This window comes from Streptomyces sp. NPDC046862, from assembly GCF_040704615.1.
Lineage (GTDB): Bacteria > Actinomycetota > Actinomycetes > Streptomycetales > Streptomycetaceae > Streptomyces.
Genome location: NZ_JBEYXP010000009.1, coordinates 157678 through 174167 on the forward strand (window position 1 = coordinate 157678; position 16490 = coordinate 174167).

At 71.0% G+C, this 16490-nt stretch carries 12 protein-coding genes; 3 read left to right on the forward strand and 9 right to left on the reverse strand.

Features of this window, described 5'->3' with window-relative positions; genetic code table 11:
* Positions 1-5 precede the first annotated feature (5 nt).
* The 3 genes from AB0959_RS12595 to AB0959_RS12605 are packed head-to-tail and all read right to left on the reverse strand — an operon-like array spanning position 6 to position 4167.
* Positions 6-1604, reverse strand: coding sequence for a carboxyl transferase domain-containing protein (locus AB0959_RS12595; RefSeq protein ID WP_366826352.1), 1599 nt, complete (start codon positions 1602-1604; stop codon positions 6-8).
* Positions 1601-3376 carry an acyclic terpene utilization AtuA family protein gene (locus AB0959_RS12600; protein WP_366826353.1) on the reverse strand — a complete coding sequence of 592 codons (1776 nt, stop codon included), beginning with the start codon at positions 3374-3376 and terminating at the stop codon, positions 1601-1603. The genes AB0959_RS12595 and AB0959_RS12600 overlap by 4 nt, the downstream gene beginning before the upstream one ends.
* Positions 3373-4167, reverse strand: coding sequence for a TIGR03084 family metal-binding protein (locus tag AB0959_RS12605; protein WP_366826354.1), 795 nt, complete (start codon positions 4165-4167; stop codon positions 3373-3375). The genes AB0959_RS12600 and AB0959_RS12605 overlap by 4 nt, the downstream gene beginning before the upstream one ends.
* A gap of 206 nt (positions 4168-4373) precedes the next feature.
* On the opposite strand from AB0959_RS12605, the gene AB0959_RS12610 reads away from it, so the two are divergent.
* A complete protein-coding gene (locus AB0959_RS12610) occupies positions 4374-5333 on the forward strand; it encodes an EamA family transporter (protein ID WP_366826355.1) in 960 nt (319 codons plus the stop codon).
* A 16-nt stretch (positions 5334-5349) separates the two neighbouring features.
* On the opposite strand, the gene AB0959_RS12615 is transcribed toward AB0959_RS12610, so the two are convergent.
* Entirely contained in the window at positions 5350-5748 is a 399-nt protein-coding gene (locus AB0959_RS12615; protein ID WP_366826356.1) for a VOC family protein, read from the reverse strand.
* A 93-nt stretch (positions 5749-5841) separates the two neighbouring features.
* Here AB0959_RS12615 and AB0959_RS12620 point away from each other — a divergent pair, with 93 nt between their 5' ends.
* Positions 5842-6831 (forward strand): YafY family protein, encoded by a 990-nt coding sequence (locus AB0959_RS12620; RefSeq protein ID WP_366826357.1) that lies wholly within the window; start codon positions 5842-5844, stop codon positions 6829-6831.
* 247 nt (positions 6832-7078) lie between these two features.
* Positions 7079-7933 carry an alpha/beta fold hydrolase gene (locus AB0959_RS12625; protein ID WP_366826358.1) on the forward strand — a complete coding sequence of 285 codons (855 nt, stop codon included), beginning with the start codon at positions 7079-7081 and terminating at the stop codon, positions 7931-7933.
* A gap of 30 nt (positions 7934-7963) precedes the next feature.
* On the opposite strand, the gene AB0959_RS12630 is transcribed toward AB0959_RS12625, so the two are convergent.
* The 5 genes from AB0959_RS12630 to AB0959_RS12650 all read right to left on the reverse strand — a co-directional run bounded on the left by AB0959_RS12630 (position 7964) and on the right by AB0959_RS12650 (position 16363).
* Positions 7964-9088 (reverse strand): peptidoglycan bridge formation glycyltransferase FemA/FemB family protein, encoded by a 1125-nt coding sequence (locus AB0959_RS12630; RefSeq protein ID WP_366826359.1) that lies wholly within the window; start codon positions 9086-9088, stop codon positions 7964-7966.
* A 153-nt stretch (positions 9089-9241) separates the two neighbouring features.
* The gene (locus tag AB0959_RS12635; protein WP_366826360.1) at positions 9242-9628 is read right to left on the reverse strand and encodes a hypothetical protein; all 387 of its coding nucleotides are present in this window, start codon (positions 9626-9628) and stop codon (positions 9242-9244) included.
* A 213-nt stretch (positions 9629-9841) separates the two neighbouring features.
* Complete coding sequence (locus AB0959_RS12640) at positions 9842-12181, reverse strand: immune inhibitor A domain-containing protein (protein ID WP_366826361.1); 2340 nt, start codon at positions 12179-12181, stop codon at positions 9842-9844.
* A 406-nt stretch (positions 12182-12587) separates the two neighbouring features.
* Positions 12588-13322, reverse strand: coding sequence for a metallophosphoesterase family protein (locus tag AB0959_RS12645; protein ID WP_366826446.1), 735 nt, complete (start codon positions 13320-13322; stop codon positions 12588-12590).
* A gap of 14 nt (positions 13323-13336) precedes the next feature.
* Complete coding sequence (locus tag AB0959_RS12650; RefSeq protein WP_366826362.1) at positions 13337-16363, reverse strand: FAD-binding and (Fe-S)-binding domain-containing protein; 3027 nt, start codon at positions 16361-16363, stop codon at positions 13337-13339.
* Positions 16364-16490: the final 127 nt, after the last annotated feature.

Sequence of the window (16490 nt, forward strand, 5' to 3'; positions counted from 1 at the left end):
TTCCCTCACATCCGGAAGACGCCGAAGCCACCACGCGCGCCCTCGTAGGGAGCGGTGTGGATCGCGGACAGGCACAGGCCGAGGACGGTACGGGTGTCGCGCGGGTCGATGACCCCGTCGTCGTACAGCCGCCCGGACAGGAACATCGGCAGGGACTCGGACTCGATCTGCTGTTCGACCATCGCGCGCAGGGCGGCGTCCCCTTCCTCGTCGTACGGCTGTCCCTTCGCGGCCGCCGACTGCCGGGCGACGATGGAGAGGACCCCGGCGAGCTGTTGCGGGCCCATGACGGCCGACTTGGCGCTGGGCCAGGCGAAGAGGAAGCGGGGGTCGTAGGCGCGGCCGCACATGCCGTAGTGGCCGGCGCCGTACGAGGCGCCCATGAGGACCGAGAGGTGCGGGACCCGGCTGTTGCTGACCGCGTTGATCATCATGGCGCCGTGCTTGATGATGCCGCCCTGCTCGTACTCCTTGCCGACCATGTAGCCGGTGGTGTTGTGGAGGAAGAGGAGGGGGATGTCGCGCTGGTTGGCGAGCTGGATGAACTGGGCGGCCTTCTGGGACTCCTCGCTGAACAGCACGCCCTGGGCGTTGGCCAGGATGCCGACCGGGTAGCCGTGAAGGGTGGCCCAGCCGGTGGCGAGGCTCGTCCCGTACAGCGGCTTGAACTCGTCGAAGTCGGAGGCGTCGACGATCCGGGCGACGACCTCGCGCGGGTCGAAGGGGGCCCGCAGGTCGCCCGGGACGATGCCGAGCAGCTCGTCCTCGTCGTACTTGGGTGGCGCGGCCGGGCCCGGATCGCCGTACGCCTTGCGGTGGTTCAGGCGGGCGACGACGCGGCGGGCCTGGCGCAGGGCGTCCGGCTCGTCGACGGCGAAGTAGTCCGCGAGACCCGACGCGCGCGCGTGCATCTCGGCACCGCCCAGCGACTCGTCGTCGCTCTCCTCGCCCGTGGCCATCTTCACCAGGGGCGGGCCGCCGAGGAACACCTTCGCCCGCTCCTTGACCATGATCACGTGGTCGGACATGCCGGGGATGTACGCGCCTCCGGCGGTGGAGTTGCCGAAGACGACGGCGATGGTGGGGATTCCGGCGGCGGAGAGCCGGGTGAGGTCCCGGAAGATGGCGCCGCCCGGGATGAAGATCTCCTTCTGGGACGGCAGGTCGGCGCCGCCCGACTCGACGAGGCTGATGAGGGGCAGCCTGTTGGCGAGGGCGATGTCGTTGGCGCGGAGGGCCTTCTTCAGGCTCCAGGGGTTGCTGGCGCCGCCGCGCACGGTCGGGTCGTTCGCGGTGATCAGGCACTCGACGCCCTCGACGACCCCGATGCCGGTGACGAGGGAGGCGCCCACGGTGTGGTCGCTGCCCCAGGCGGCGAGCGGGGAGAGTTCCAGGAAGGGCGTGTCGGGGTCCAGGAGCAGCTCGATGCGTTCGCGGGCGAGCAGTTTGCCGCGCTTGCGGTGCCGTGCGACGTACTTCTCGCCGCCGCCCGCGAGGGCCTTCGCGTGCTCGGTGTCGAGCTCGGCGAGTTTGGCGAGCATGGATGCGCGGTGGGCCGTGTATTCGGGGCTCTTGGTGTCCAGGGAGGAGGCGAGGACGGTCAAAGGAGGATCTCCGGGATGTCGAGGTGGCGGCTGCGCAGCCACTCGCCGAGGGCCTTGGCCTGGGGATCGAAGCGGGCTTGCGCGGCGACGCCCTCGCCGAGGATGCCCTCGACGACGAAGTTGAGGGCGCGGAGATTCGGCAGGGCGTGGCGGGTGACGGTCAACTCCGCCGTCTCCGGGAGGAGTTCGTGGAAGCGGTCGACCGTGAGGGTGTGCGCGAGCCACCGCCACGCGTCGTCCGACCGCGCCCAGAGGCCGACGTTGGCGTTGCCACCCTTGTCCCCGCTACGGGCGCCCGCGACGAGGCCGAGGGGCGCGCGGCGGGCGGGGAGCCCGGCGGGAAGGGGCACGGAGGGCAGGGGTTCGGTGGGCGGAGATTCGGCCGTCGGGAACCCTGCGGCCAGGGGTTCGGTGGGCAGGGGCTCAGGTAGTGGGGGGTCGTCGACGGGCTGGAGTACGAGGGTGTCGTGGGGCGGGGGGATGTGGATGCGGCGCCCGTCATGGAGGACCGCCACATGGTCCGCGACGCCATGGTCGACGTACACATCCTCGAAGACCCCATAGGGCGCGCCCTTTCCCGGTGGCGCCAGCACATGGAACCCGGGGTAGCTGGCGAGCGCCAGTTCCACGGCGGCACCGCTGAGCGCCCGCCCCACGGCCGCCTGGTCCGGGTCCCGTACGACGAGCCGCAGCAGCGCGCTCGCGGTCTCCTCGGTGAGGGCGTCGGTGTGGTCGGTGCGGGCGAGGGACCAGGTGATGTGGGCCGGGCGGGACTTGGCCGCGTACAGCGCGGTCTCCATCTGGTCGCGCGCCAGGGCGGCCTTCTTCTCGATGTCGAGCCCGGTCAGGACGAACACGACCTCGTTCCGGTAGCCGCCGATCCGGTTGAGGCCGACCTTCAGGGTGGGCGGCGGGGCCTCGCCGCGCACCCCGGTGATCCGTACGCGGTCGGGGCCCTCCTGGGCCAGCCGGACCGTGTCCAGCCGGGCGGTGACGTCGGGACCGGCGTACCGGGCGCCCGCCGTCTCGTACAGGAGCTGCGCGGTGACGGTGCCGACGTCCACGACGCCGCCCGTCCCGGGGTGCTTGGTGATGACGGCGGTGCCGTCCTCGTGGAGTTCGGCGAGCGGGAATCCGGGGTGGCGCATCCGCCGTACGTCGTGGTCGGTGAAGAAGGCGTAGTTGCCGCCGGTGGCCTGGGTGCCGCACTCCAGTACGTGCCCGGCGACGACGGCACCCGCGAGCCGGTCGTGGTCGTCCGGTGTCCAGCCGAAGTGGGCGGCGGCCGGGCCGGTGACGAGGGCCGCGTCGGTGACCCGTCCGGTGACGACGACGTCGGCGCCCTCCCGCAGGCAGGCCGCGATGCCGAACCCGCCGAGGTAGGCGTGCGCGGCCAGGGTGTCGGGGTGGCGGTGCGTGAGGTCGTCGCCCTCCACGTGGGCGACCTGGACCGGGACACCGAGCTGGTCCGCCAACTCCCGTACGGCGTCGGCGAGTCCGGCCGGATTGAGACCACCGGCGTTGGTGACGATACGGACGCCACGGTCGTGCGCGAGGCCGAGGCACTCCTCCAGCTGACCGAGGAAGGTGCGGGCGTAACCGGCGGCGGGGTCCTTCAGCCGGTCGCGGCCGAGGATGAGCATGGTCAGCTCGGCGAGGTAGTCGCCGGTGAGGACGTCCAGCTCGCCGCCGGTGAGCATCTCGCGCATCGCGTCGAACCGGTCGCCGTAGAAGCCGGAGGCGTTGCCGATGCGCAGGGGCGCGGCGGTCATGTGGCCGTGCCCTTCGGTTCGCGCCCCGCGCCGGGCGGTCCCGCGAAGGCCTGTGCGATGTCCAGCCACTGGTCCGCGTCGGGGCCCTCGGCACGGAGGGCGAGGTCGGCGCGGTGGGCCCGCTGGGTGACCAGGAGACAGAAGTCGAGTGCGGGGCCGGTGACGCGTTGTGAGGCGTCGCCGGGGCCGTACGTCCACGACTCGCCGGAGGGGCTGCGGAGTTCGACGTGGAACTCCTCGAACGGCGGGGTCAGTCCGTGCACGCCGAAGGCGAAGTCGCGGGTGCGGACGCCGAGGCGCACGATGTGCCGGAGCCGGTCGGTGGACGTGCGGGCCACGCCCAGGGCCTCGGCGACGTCCAGGCCGTGGGCCCAGGTCTCCATGAGGCGGGCGGTGGCCATGGAGGCCGTGGACATCGGCGGGCCGTACCAGGGGAACCGTACGCCGTCGGGTGCGGCACGCAGGGCGTGCTGAAGGGCCTTGCGTCCGGCCCGCCAGTCCGCGAGCAGGCGTGCGGGCGGCTTGCCGGCGCCCTCCTCCGCACCGTTGTCCACGAAGTCCCCGGGCGAGGTCAGCGCCGCCTCGACCTCGCGGGCGAAGGCGTCCTGGTCGGTCACGGCCAGCACGGAGGAACGGTCGGTCCAGGCGAGGTGCGCGATCTGGTGGGCGACGGTCCAGCCGGAGGCCGGAGTGGGCAGCGCCCACTGCTCCGGACTCAACTCGGCCACGAGCAGGTCGAGTTCGTCGCTCTCCGCGCGCAGATCGTCGATCACGGGCATCGGGTCTGCCATGGGGCGAGCATGGCAGCGGGGTCAGAAACAATCAAGCGTGCTTGCATTTTTGGCCAGGGCAGGTTCGCCTCTCGACCCATGAGGCCCAGGCGTTGTCGCTGGGGCCGCCTCAGGGGTCGCTGGAAGCGCACAATCCGGTCCACTACTATGCACACACAAGTGCACTAGACTGAACGACCCAGTCCGACGCCTCCTGGACGGCCCCCGTGAACCTCCCCAGCGCTGACCAGTCCGCGCCCACCTCCACATCCGCGCACACGGCGACCGCCGCACACGCACCCGTCCCCGTCGGCCGATCGCGGACCGGAGGCCCTCTCGGGCCGGTCGGGCTCGTTCTCGCCGGCGGGATCTCGGTGCAGTTCGGTGGGGCGCTGGCCGTGACCCTGATGCCGCGGGTCGGGGCGCTCGGCGTGGTGACGCTGCGGCTGCTGGTGGCCGCGGTCGTGATGCTCGTCGTCTGCCGGCCCCGGGTACGGGGGCACTCGCGGACCGACTGGGGCACGGTGATCGCCTTCGGCGCCACGATGGCCGCGATGAACGGCCTCTTCTACCAGGCTGTCGCCCGTATCCCGCTCGGCCCCGCCGTCACCCTGGAGGTGCTCGGCCCGCTCGCGCTGTCCGTGCTCGCGTCGCGCCGCGCGGTGAACCTCGTCTGGGCCGGGCTGGCACTCGGCGGGGTCTTCCTGCTCAGCGGCGGAGGCTTCGGCGACCTGGACCCGGTGGGCGTGGGCTTCGCCCTGGGCGCCGGGGCCATGTGGGCGACGTACATCGTCTTCAGCGCGCGTACGGGCCGCCGCTTCCCGCAGGCCGACGGGCTGGCGCTCGCCATGGTGGTCGCGGCGGTCCTCTTCCTGCCCCTGGGGATCGTCGACGCCGGAGCACGGCTGCTCGACCCGGTCACGATCGCGCTGGGCGCCGCCGTCGCCGTACTGTCGTCCGTCCTCCCTTACACCCTTGAACTCCTCGCCCTGCGCCGCCTGCCCGCGTCCACCTTCGCGATCCTCATGAGCCTCGAACCGGGCATCGCCGCGACCGCCGGTTTCCTGGTCCTCGGCCAGGCGCTCTCTGCCACCGAGGCCCTCGCGATCGCCCTGGTCATCGCGGCGAGCATGGGGGCGGTGCGGACGCAGGTGGGGCGCAAGGGCAAGGAGACGCAAGCAGCGTGAGCGGCTGTGCGTGGCGTCAGCGTGCGAACTTCTCGATGGCCGCTGGGGTGACGGGGGTGAAGAAGTTGACGAGGTTGCCGTCGGGGTCACGGAACAGCAGCGACCGGTTGCCCCAGGGCATCGTGGTGGGCTCGTTGACGAAGTCGGTGACGAAGCCGGCCAGGTTCTCGTGAACGCGGTCCACGTCGTCGACGAGGAACTCGGTGATCACGCTGTGGTTGTCCGCCGGGCGGGCGGAACCCGGGGCGAACAGCGGAACGGTGCGGGTGCCGGCGATCGCGAGGGTGGCGCCCGCGGTCCTGAGTTCGGCGAAGTCCTCGGTGGCCCACACCGCCCGCGCCCCTGTGGCTCGCTCGTAGAACTCGACGAGGCGCGCTACGTCGCTGGTGATGATGCGGATCGAGACGAAGTCCATGGGTATCTCCTTGGCTGTGCGGGAGGCGTGCACGTCGCAGACTAGGAGAAATAGTGGACAGAATCGGTCCAGTATTCGCATTAGGCTGCGAACATGCCTCGACCCACCGGCCGCGTGCTGACACTTTTGGAGCTGCTGCAGTCGGGCGGCACCCGGACCATGGCCGAACTCGCCGACCGGCTCGGCGTCGAAGGGCGCACCGTGCGGCGGTACGTGGACCAGCTGATCGACCTGGACGTGCCCGTGGAATCGGTGCGCGGCCGCTACGGCGGGTACCGGCTCGCCCCCGGGTACCGCTTGCCTCCGCTCATGCTCAGCGACGACGAGGCGCTGGCCGTGCTGCTCGGCCTGGTCGCCGGCCGCCGAGCAGGGCTGACGACGACGGAGCGCGCGGCAAGCGAGACGGCATCGGCGAAGATCCGGCGGGTGCTGCCCAAGCACATCGCCCGTCGGCTCGACACACTCCTGGAAGCTCTCGCCTTCACGGACCAGCCCGGCGAGTTCGACACCCCGGACGCCGGGGTCCTGCTCACCATCGCCGATGCGGTGCGCCACCACCGACCGGTCTCGATCCGCTACACCGACCGCGACGGGCGGCGCAGCGAACGCACACTGCACGCGTACGGGATCGTCGCCCATGCGGGCCGGTGGTACGTCACGGGCAAGGACGCCCGGATCGGCGAGGACCGAACCTTCCGGCTCGATCGCATCGCAGACGCGCGGACCCTGCCCGGCTCATTCGAGGCGCCCGTGGGTCCCCCTCCGGCACAGCGCGTGCTGTCAGCGTTCGCCACGGCCGAGTACCGGCATGAGGTGACCTTGCGGATCCACGGGACAGTCGAGCAGATCCGCGCCCACCTTCCCGCCGGCGTCGCGAGCCTGGAGGAGTACGCGCCCGTGACAGGCGAGGACCGGGCGACCGAGCGCTGGCTGCGCGTCGAGCTGCGGGCGGAGCGGCTCGACTGGTTGCCTCCGGTACTGGCCTCTCTCGACCGGCCGTTCGTCATCGAGCGCCCCGATGAACTGCGCGACCTCGTCATCGCGCTCGCCGATCGCCTCACGTCCTACGCCCGCCAGGCCTGACCGCGAGACACCCATGTCATGAGAGGGCACACCTGGGCCTGGACCCCCTCATCGCGCACCGGTGCGCGCTCCGTGGTGTACGGCGGCTGTCAGCAGGCAGTCAGCTCTGCGGATGTGACACTTTCTCCGGATGTGTCACATCTCGGCTGGTACACCAACCCCGGGGACGCGGCCCCCGTGGCACTGGTCGGCGCGAATGACCTGACTTGATCTTGTCCCGACCACCGTTGTGCCGGAGCCTCAGGACATGCAGAACTTACCGACGTTCATCTTCGTGCATGGCGCCTTCGCCAACTCGTTCTCCTTCGCGCCGCTGCAGGCCGAGCTCGCCCTGCTAGGGCACCGCTCGCTGGCGGTCGACCTTCCCGGTCACGGGTTCCAGGCGACGTTCCCCGCGGCCTACCAAGCTCCGCAGGATCTCGGCGCGCTCGCCTCGGAACCGGGAGGCATCAAGGGCGTCACCCTCGCCGACAACGCAGCCCACCTGATCGAAGTCCTCGAACGGGCGAAGCAGCACGGGCCGGTCATCCTCGTCGGCCACAGCAGGGGCGGCGTCACGATCACCGCGGCCGGCAACGCCCGGCCCGATCTGATCGACCGGATCTGCTACGTCTCCGCATGGTGCCCCGTCGACCTGGACGTCAGCGGCTACTACGCCGAGCCGGAGATGGCGGAAGTCGACCACGGCGCCCTGGCGCCCGCGCTCGCCGGGAACCCGGCCGAGCTCGGTCTGCTCCGGATCAACTTCCGGACCGCTGACCCGGCTGCGCTCACCGCCTTCAGGCATGCCTTCGCCGCAGACCTCGGCGACGACGAGTTCCGAACCTTCTTGAACACCTTCCAGCCCGACGAGAACCTTGATGCCGGCACCTCCGCCGACCGGGCCCAGGCCGCGAGCTGGGGCCGGATACCCAAGTCCTATGTGCGCCTGGCCGACGACGCCAGCATTCCACCCGCCATGCAGGACCGAATGATCCGCGAAGCCGACGCGCTCACACCCGACAACCCCTTCGACGTCAGGACGCTCGAGGGGAGCCACCTGCGCTGGCTCGTCCACCCGAAGCCCGCCGCCGAACTGCTCGCGAACCTCGCAGCGGTCTGACCGCCGGTTGCCCGTGGTCCCCGCTCTGCCTCAGCGCCGCGCCATGTACAGCTTCAGCGTCCTGTGCAGCAGCCGGTTGAGCGGGAAGTCCCACTCGCCCAGGTTCTCCACCGCCTCTCCGCCCGTGCCGACCTTGAAGCGGAGGAGGCCGAGGAGGTGGCTGGAGTCGGCCACGGTGTCGGTGATGCCGCGCAGGTCGTAGACGGCGGCGCCGAGCGCGTGGGCGTCGGTCATCATGCGCCACTGGATGGCGTTGCTGGGCTGGACCTCGCGCTTGCGGCTGGTCGAGGCGCCGTACGAGTACCAGACGTGCTCGCCGACCGTCAGCATCGTGGCCGCCGCGAGGACCTCGCCCTCGTGGTGGGCGAGGTAGAGGCGCATACGGTCGGGGTCCTCGGCCGTGAGCGCCGTCCACATGCGCTGGAAGTACGACAGGGGGCGCGGGACGAAGCGGTCGCGTTCCGCTGTCTCGGCGTACAGCCTGTGGAAGGCGGGCAGGTCGTCGTAGCCGCCCTGGACCACCTTCACGCCCGCCTTGTCGGCCTTCTTGATGTTGCGGCGCCACTGCTGGTTGAGGCCGGCGTGGATGTCCTCCAGCGTGCGGCCCGCGAACGGGATCTGGAAGACGTATCGCGGCTGGCCCGCCGCGAAGCCGTCCTCACCTCCGGGGTCGCTGGGCCGCCAGCCCGCGCCGAGGAGTCGCTCCGCCACCGCCGCGGCCCGGTCGTCGTGCTCCGTGGCCCGCGCGTCACGCAGCCGCCGGGCCGCCGGGTCCGCGATCGCCGCCTTGACCGCGTCCGCGTTCCAGCGCCGTACGACCACGGGAGGGCCCATCTTCACGGAGAACGCCCCGCGCGACTTCAGGTACGCCAGCATCGGCTCCAGCCAGCGCTCCGCGAGGTCGGGGGCGTACCAGTCGATGACCGGCCCCTCGGGGAGATACGCGAGGTAGCGCCTGAGCCTGGGCAACGATCGCAGCAGGACCAGGCCCACCCCCACCAGCCGGCCACCCGGCTCGAACCAGCCCAGGCTCTGCGCCCTCCAGTCCGGCTTCACGTCTCCCCACGACGGCACCTGCATGTGGCTGACCGAGGGGCGCGACCTGATGAACGACAGGTGCTCCTCCCGGGTGATCGCCTGGATGCGGAGGGGCATGACGGCTCCCTGTGGGCTGGGGGACAGCAGGGCTTGGTGGGCTACGGACGGTGGGTTCGCCAGCGTAGACACGTCGGCTCGCGGGTCGGCGGTTGCCGCGCGGGAGTCACCGGTCATCTCGTCACAAGATTCATCTCTTCGGGGGGCGTCTCTTCACACGACGATCAGGGCCATGAGCAGGAACAGGACCGTGAGGGCGATGCCCAGGCGGAACCGGTGGCGTTCGCTCAGGTTCTGCACGCGAGGGGTCTTGCTCCATACGTAGACGCCGGCGCCCCAGAACGCGGTGAGGACGAACGCGGTCGGGCTGTGGGTCCACGCCCAGGCCATCACGCCGAGGATCGCCCCGCCGACCACATGGCCGACCACGTGCTCGGTGATCCGGTCCTTCTGCTTCCACGGGTTCTTCAGCGGGTCCTTGCGTTGCCCTTCCTGTCCTTCCTGTCCTTCCTGCCCTTCCTGTCCTTCTTGTCCTTCCTGCTGTTCCGGCAGAGGCTCAGGAGGCCGCTCCTGCTCCATCTCCCCACCGTGCTGTTCCATGCGTCTCCCGCCTGCCGGTCCCGCCTGCCGAGAGCTGGGGATGAATCAACTCGATGCTCCCCGTGATCGCACGGTCACGAACAGTCGCGAAGGCGGGGTGCGGGGGCGCGGAGAGGGAGCTTCCGCCTCGTGAGCGCCGGTGGGTAACAGGACCGGCCGCAACCCCCTCGGAGGCTGCGGCCGATCGCGTTCTCGTCGGTCAGGGCGTGCCGGTCACTTCACCGCCGGGCCCACCTGGACCGTGACCGCCGATCCGTCCCAGGCCTCCTGGAGGATCCTGATCCTGGTGTTGGTGTCGGTGATCCTGACCGCCCCCGCGGGGTTCGCCTCGTCGTAGTACGTGTTGGCGTGGTCGTCGAACGTCGGCACTCCCTTCTGGGAGGCGATCTTCGTGGCCACGTCCGCGTCGTGCAGCGTGATGCCGTCCGTGCGGCCCAGGCTGAACGGCGCGTCGTACGTCTGGACGCGGTTGGCCATCAGCGTGCCGTCCGACCACTTCAGGAGCTGCGGGTGGGCGTCCACCGGCAGGATCAGGCCGACTCCGGGGTGCTTGCTGGTGTTGTTGTCCTCCTGCGAGGTGTCCCACTTCCAGATCAACAGGCCGTTCTGGTACGGGTAGTGCTCCACCCACTCGGGACGCGTCTTCGAGAAGCCGAAGTTGTACGGGCCGACCTTCAGGGTCTTGTCGTACGACACGTACTGGCGGTTCTCGGCGATGTAGTACTGCGCGTGCTCCGTGGAGTAGGAGCTGCCGATGCGGGAGAAGCCCTCGGCCGTCCAGGCGGGGTCGGCGGACTCGGCGTCGTCCGAGAAGAGGGCCGAGCCGTCGGCGGTCACGGTGATCTCGTCGGCCGCGAAGCCCTTCTGGGCCACCGCCTCGTCGGTCTGGTAGCGGAAGCGCAGCTCGATCTTCTTGCCCGCGTACGCGTCGAGCGGGTACGACAGCTTCTTGTACGCGTCGGTGGTGCCGTCGAGGGCGGGCTTGCCGCTGCCGTCACGGCCGATGGCCGTGCCGTCCGCCGTGCCGTCGAGGGCCGTCCAGGTGGCGCCGCCGTCCGTCGATGCCTCGGTGTAGAGGTAGTCGAAGCCCTTCTCGGTGTCCCACCAGCCGTCGAGGGTCAGGGAGGCGGAGGACTTGCCCGTGAGGTCCACGGAACGGGTCAGCGTGTTGGACAGTTTGTTGCCGCTGCCGCTCCACCACTGGGCCGCGCCCTGGGCGGGCTTCACGACTTCCGTCTGCACCGTCTTCTTGGGCAGCTCGACCACGAGGGCCTGCTTGTCCTTGGTGTTGTACTCGGCGACGCCCAGCTTGTGCTTCGAGTCGGTCGCGGCCTTCGCCGTGTCGTAGTCGAGCCAGCCGAGCTGCAGCTTGTCCCAGGCGTTCATGTCGCCGGGCAGGTCGCCGATCACGCCCTTGCCCGTGCCGAGCCAGGAGCCGGACGACATCAGCGTCCAGAAACCGGTCGAGTTCTCGCCGCCCTGGGTGTCGTACTCGTCGGGCAGGCCGAGGTCGTGGCCGTACTCGTGGGCGTAGACGCCGAGTCCGCCGTTCTCGGGCTGGATGGTGTAGTCGCCGACCCAGAGGCCCGTGTCGCCGATCTGGGTGCCGCCGCGCTGGTTGTCCTGGGGACCGGTCTTGCCGAAGTCGTCACCGAAGGCGTACCAGCGGTGGGCCCAGATCGCGTCCTCGCCCTGCGCTCCGCCGCCCGCCGACTCGTCCTCACCGGCGTGCACGATCTGGAAGTGGTCGATGTAGCCGTCGGGTTCGTTGAAGTTCCCGTCGCCGTCGTAGTCGTAGCGGTCCCACTGGTCGAACTGCGCCAGGTCCGCCTTGATCCCGGCGTCGGTCCGCCCCGCCGCCTTCTGCTGGGCGACGTACGCGGTGACCCCGTCCCTGACGACGTCCCACACGCAGGTGTCGCACTTGTTGGAGCCGTAACGGGCCTCGTTGTAGGGGACCTTGACCCAGTCCGCGACCTCGCCGTCGACCGAGTAGCGGCCCGAGGACTGCTTCTCGTAGTACTTCTTCAGCGACTCGGTCTTGTCGCCGGTGCCGAAGTACAGGTCCTGGAAGTGCTTCTGGTTGTAGTCCGCCTGCCAGGCCGTCGTGTTGTTCTTGGTGCGGTCGGGCTCGGCTATCTGGTTGTGCAGCGGGCCCGGCGTGCCGCCGTAGCGGCTGTCCGTCTGGTCGCCGAACTCGACGAGGATCGTGAAGATCTTGTCGGTCTTCTCGCGGCCGAGCTCGACGTACTTGCTGTCGCCCTTCTTGCTCTTCAGCCGCACGACCTGCGATCCGTCACGGTTCCTGACCGTGGCGTCGCCGGATATGACCTGCTTCAGGGCTTCTTCGCGCTGGGCCGCCTGGCTCTTGCTCAGCGGGCCGTCGAGATCGTGCTGTTGCTCGGCGCGGTCCGCCGGGTCGTGCCGGTCCACGGACGCCGTCGGCGCGCCCTCGTCGGCGTGGGCCACCGCGAGTGTCGAGAACGTGGCTGCCGCCGTGACGAGGGCAGCGCCGATCGCCGCCGCCCTGAACGTCCAGGGTCTTTTGGTCACTTGGGGGGTTCCTTCCATGACGCGGTCGGCCGCGGGAAAGACGGGTCCTGGTCAGGGACCTCCGCGACGCACGACACGCGTGGGATTCAAGTGACCCTATTTGACTGGAGGTTAGAGAAAAAAGAAAGCTCTTGATCTCTCTCTGACCAAATTCACCTCATGCGAGCGACTGTTTCCGATCGCCCACACAACGGGTTCACCGATCCACCAGGAAAAGCACACCCACCACCGGCCGGCTACCGCACTGACCAGGGCAGACCGCGCGAACGACGCCTCACCTATTACTGCCCGGTTCGGGTTTTCGCGGATTGACGGATTGTTTTCGGCGTGAGCAATGCGGGGTGACTACAGAACCAACACGTGTCAGTAATGCGAGGCTCTCAAGGACCGCCAATCAGAGCGTTGTTCACCCCCACGCCTCCAGCACCTCCGCGTCAGTCGCCCGCGCGTTCAGGTAGTAGTCGGCCCACTCGGCGATGTCCGGGTACGTGCACGCGCGGGTGAGGCGGTCGATCGCGGCCGGGATGTCGTAGGCCGTCGAGCGGAGTTCGACACCGGGGCCCAGCAGGGCCCAGTGCGCGCCGGAACGGCCGTACGGCATGCCCACGCTGCCGGGATTGACGATCATGCGGCCGTGGGCCAGGCGGACGTACGGCATGTGGGTGTGGCCGCAGACGACGGTCCGGGTGTCGGCGGGGACGTCCGCGAGGACCTCCGCCCAGCGGGAGAGGGGCGAGTCGACCAGGACCATCTCCTCGTCGTCCCGTGGGGTCGCGTGACAGAAGAGGGTGCGGCCCAGGCCGTGTATCTCCAGGGTCCGGGACTTCGGCAGGGTCGCGAGGAGGTCGACCTGCTCGTCCGTGAGCCGGCCCGCCGCGTACGGGCCGATCGGGTCGGGGATCTCGTCGCGCTCGCCCCGGCGGTACTCCACCAGCTCCCGGTCCGCGTTCCCGCTCACCCACACGACGCGCTCGCCCAGCGTGCCCAGCAGGTCGAGGACCTCCGCGGGCTGCGGACCGGCCGTGATGTCGCCGGTCAGCACGATGCGGTCCGCCGACCTGACGTCCGGTTCGGCCAGGACCGCTTCCAGTGCGGGGAGCACCCCGTGGATGTCGGAGAGGACGGCTACGCGCAGCGGCACGCGTTCGCGACCCGTCACAGGTCCGCCCTCTCGTTGCGTTCACTCGGTTCGTTCCGCTCCAACGCCTCTGCCAGTACCTCCGCCATGTGCCTCCCCTTTCGTCCCGCGAGCTGTTCCAGCTGCGTACGGCACGAGAAACCGTCCGCCAGGATCACCGCGTCCTCCCCCGCCGCCCGGACCGCGGGCAGCAGTTGCTCCTCCGCGCATGCCGTCGACACCTCGTGGTGGCCCTTCTCGAAGCCGAAGTTACCCGCGAGACCGCAGCAGCCGCCGCTCAGTTCACCGGTCAGGCCCGCCGCCTCGCGCAGGCGGCGCTCCGCCGCGTCGCCGAGGACCGCGTGCTGGTGGCAGTGGGTCTGGCCGGCGACCGGGCGGTTCAGCACGGGAGGGGCCCACTGAGGGGCGTAACGCTCCAGTGCCTGCGCGAAGGTGAGGACGGAGGCGGCCAGGCGGGCCGCGCGCGGGTCGTCGTGGAGCAGCTCCGGAAGGTCCGTGCGCAGGGCGGCGGCGCAGCTCGGTTCCAGGACCACGATGGGTGGGGGCTCCGGGGACAGTTCCGGGGCGAGGAGCGGGTCCAGCAGGTCCAGGGTGCGCCGCATCACCTTGCGGGCGCGGTCCAGTTGTCCCGTCGAGACGTACGTCAGTCCGCAGCAGGCCCGGCCCCCGAGGACCCCGTACGGGTTGAGGCGGCGCGCGGGCGCGTCGTGGTCGCCGTCGGCCGACTGCCTCGGTTTCATGGCGGGCGTCGGCAGCACCCGGATGCCCGCCGCCTCCAGCACCCGCACCGCGGCCTGCCCGACGGACGGCGAGAGGTACTCGGTGAAGGTGTCCGCCCAGAGGTGGACCGTCTTCGGAACGTCCCCGCTGAGGCCCACCCCGTCGGTTGCGCCGGACGGACCCTGCTCCCGGAACCTCCGCCGGAACCAGCGGCTGAACGGCTCCCTCGCCAGCCGGGGTATCCCCCGCTCCACCGCGAGCCCGCCCACCCGCTTGGCGGACCAGGCCAACGGGCGGAGCGACGCGAGGGAGTTGACCAGCCGGGCCGTCCGAGTGCGGGCCACCAGGCGCAGCCACACCGGCAGCCATCCCATCGCGTAGTGAGCCGCCGGGCGCCGGCGGCCGGCGTAGTGGTGGTGGAGGAACTCCGCCTTGTACGTGGCCATGTCCACGCCGACCGGGCAGTCCGAGCGGCAGCCCTTGCAGGACAGGCACAGGTCGAGGGCGTCGCGGACCTCCGTGGAGCGCCAGCCGTCCGTGACCACCTCGCCCGCCAGCATCTCGTGCAGCAGCCGCGCCCGGCCCCGTGTGGAGTGCTCCTCCTCCCCGGTCGCGCGGAAGGACGGGCACATGACCCCGGAACCGGGACCGGGACCGGGGCCCGAGCTCGAGCCGGAACCCGAACCGGCGGCCGTGACGCGGCACTTGGCCACGCCCACGCACCGGCGCACCGCCGCCGAGAAGTCCCCGCCGTCCTCCGGATAGCCGAAGGCCACGTCGACCGGCTCGCGGGGCAGGACCGCGAACCGGAGGTTCGAGTCGAGCGGTGCGGGGCGGACCAGCATGCCGGGGTTGAGCAGGTCGTCCGGGTCCCAGACGCCCTTCACCCGCTCGAAGAGCCCGACCGCCTCCTGCCCGTACATCCTCGGCGGCAGCTCGGCCCGTGCCTGGCCGTCCCCGTGCTCGCCCGACAGGGAGCCTCCGTGGGAGACCACCAGGTCGGCCAGCTCCTCCGAGAAGCGGCGGAAGCGGGCCACCCCCGCCTCCGACATCAGGTCGAAGTCGATGCGGACGTGGATGCAGCCGTCCCCGAAGTGGCCGTACGGCGTGCCGCGCAGGTCGTGGGCCGCCAGCAGGGACCGGAAGTCCCTTAGGTACACCCCCAGTTGAGGTGGTGGTACCGCGCAGTCCTCCCAGCCGGGCCACGCCTCGGCACCGTCCGGCATACGGGTCGCCGTGCCGCTCGCGTCCTCTCGGATGCGCCACAGGGTGCGCTGGGCCGCGGGGTCGGCGACGACGAGCGCGTCCACGACGTCGGCCGCCCGGACGATGCTCTCCGCGCGCGCCCGCGCCTCGGCCTCCGAGTCACCGCCCGTCTCCACGAACAGCCAGGCCCTGCCCCGCGGCAGCCCCGCCCCCTCGCGCACCAGGTCCGCCGCCATGCCCTCCACCGTCAGCGGCCCGTGCTCCAGCAGCCCGGCGGCCGCCTCCGCCGCCGCGCTCTCGTCGGCGTACGCCAGCACGGCCAGCGCCCGCGCGCGGGGTGCCTCGACGAGTCGTACGACCGCCTCCGTCAGCACGCCGAGCGTGCCCTCGGAACCACAGAAGGAGCGGGCCACGTCCGCGCCGTTCTCCGGCAGCAGGGCGTCCAGGGCGTAGCCCGAGATGCGGCGCGGGAGGCGGGAGAGGGAGGGGAAGTCCGTGCGCAGGAGCGCCAGTTCCCGCTCGGCCAGGGCCCGGAGGCCGTCCGGCGCGCCGGCCCAGTCCCGGGCCGGTCGCAGCCGCTCGCCCGTGCCGCTGATCACCGACAGCTCCCGCACGCTGTCCGCCGTCGTGCCCCAGGCCACCGAGTGGGACCCGCACGAGTTGTTCCCGATCATTCCGCCGAGCGTGCAGCGGCTGTGGGTGGAGGGGTCGGGGCCGAAGCGGAGGCCGTGCGGGGCGGCGGCCTCCTGGAGGCGGTCGAGGACCAGACCCGGCTGGACGACGGCCGTGCGTGCCTCGGGGTCGAGCGACACGATCCGGTTCATGTGGCGGGTGAAGTCCAGCACCACGCCCGTGCCCGTGGCCTGGCCCGCGATCGACGTGCCTCCGCCGCGCGCCACGACCGGCACCCGGTGCTCGCGGCACACGGCCAGCACCGCGGCCACGTCGTCGGCGTCCCGGGGCGCCACCACGCCCAGCGGCACCCGGCGGTAGTTGGAGGCGTCCATGGTCGTCAGCGCCCGCGCGGTCGCGTCGAAGGCGACCTCACCGCGCACGGCGGCCCGCAGCCCGGCCTCCAGCCCGCCCCGCACTTCTCCGGCTTCCCCGAGATCCGTCATGTCCTCCAGCATGCCTCCCGCCACTGACAGTGACAGTCCGGTGACACCTCGCAGCGACACGCACCGCCACGTGTCACCCACCGAGACGTCCGACCGGATTCCGAGAACGCGTCCGGAACCCGCCCAA

What these genes read in the sequence shown, in the direction of transcription:
- AB0959_RS12600 (WP_366826353.1), bottom strand. Translation starts at nt 3,376, where the DNA reads ATGACCGCCGCGCCCCTGCGCATCGGCAACGCCTCCGGCTTCTACGGC.
- AB0959_RS12605 (WP_366826354.1), bottom strand. Translation starts at nt 4,167, where the DNA reads ATGGCAGACCCGATGCCCGTGATCGACGATCTGCGCGCGGAGAGCGAC.
- AB0959_RS12615 (WP_366826356.1), bottom strand. Translation starts at nt 5,748, where the DNA reads ATGGACTTCGTCTCGATCCGCATCATCACCAGCGACGTAGCGCGCCTC.
- AB0959_RS12620 (WP_366826357.1), top strand. Translation starts at nt 5,842, where the DNA reads ATGCCTCGACCCACCGGCCGCGTGCTGACACTTTTGGAGCTGCTGCAG.
- AB0959_RS12625 (WP_366826358.1), top strand. Translation starts at nt 7,079, where the DNA reads ATGCAGAACTTACCGACGTTCATCTTCGTGCATGGCGCCTTCGCCAAC.
- AB0959_RS12630 (WP_366826359.1), bottom strand. Translation starts at nt 9,088, where the DNA reads ATGCCCCTCCGCATCCAGGCGATCACCCGGGAGGAGCACCTGTCGTTC.
- AB0959_RS12635 (WP_366826360.1), bottom strand. Translation starts at nt 9,628, where the DNA reads ATGGAACAGCACGGTGGGGAGATGGAGCAGGAGCGGCCTCCTGAGCCT.
- AB0959_RS12650 (WP_366826362.1), bottom strand. Translation starts at nt 16,363, where the DNA reads ATGACGGATCTCGGGGAAGCCGGAGAAGTGCGGGGCGGGCTGGAGGCC.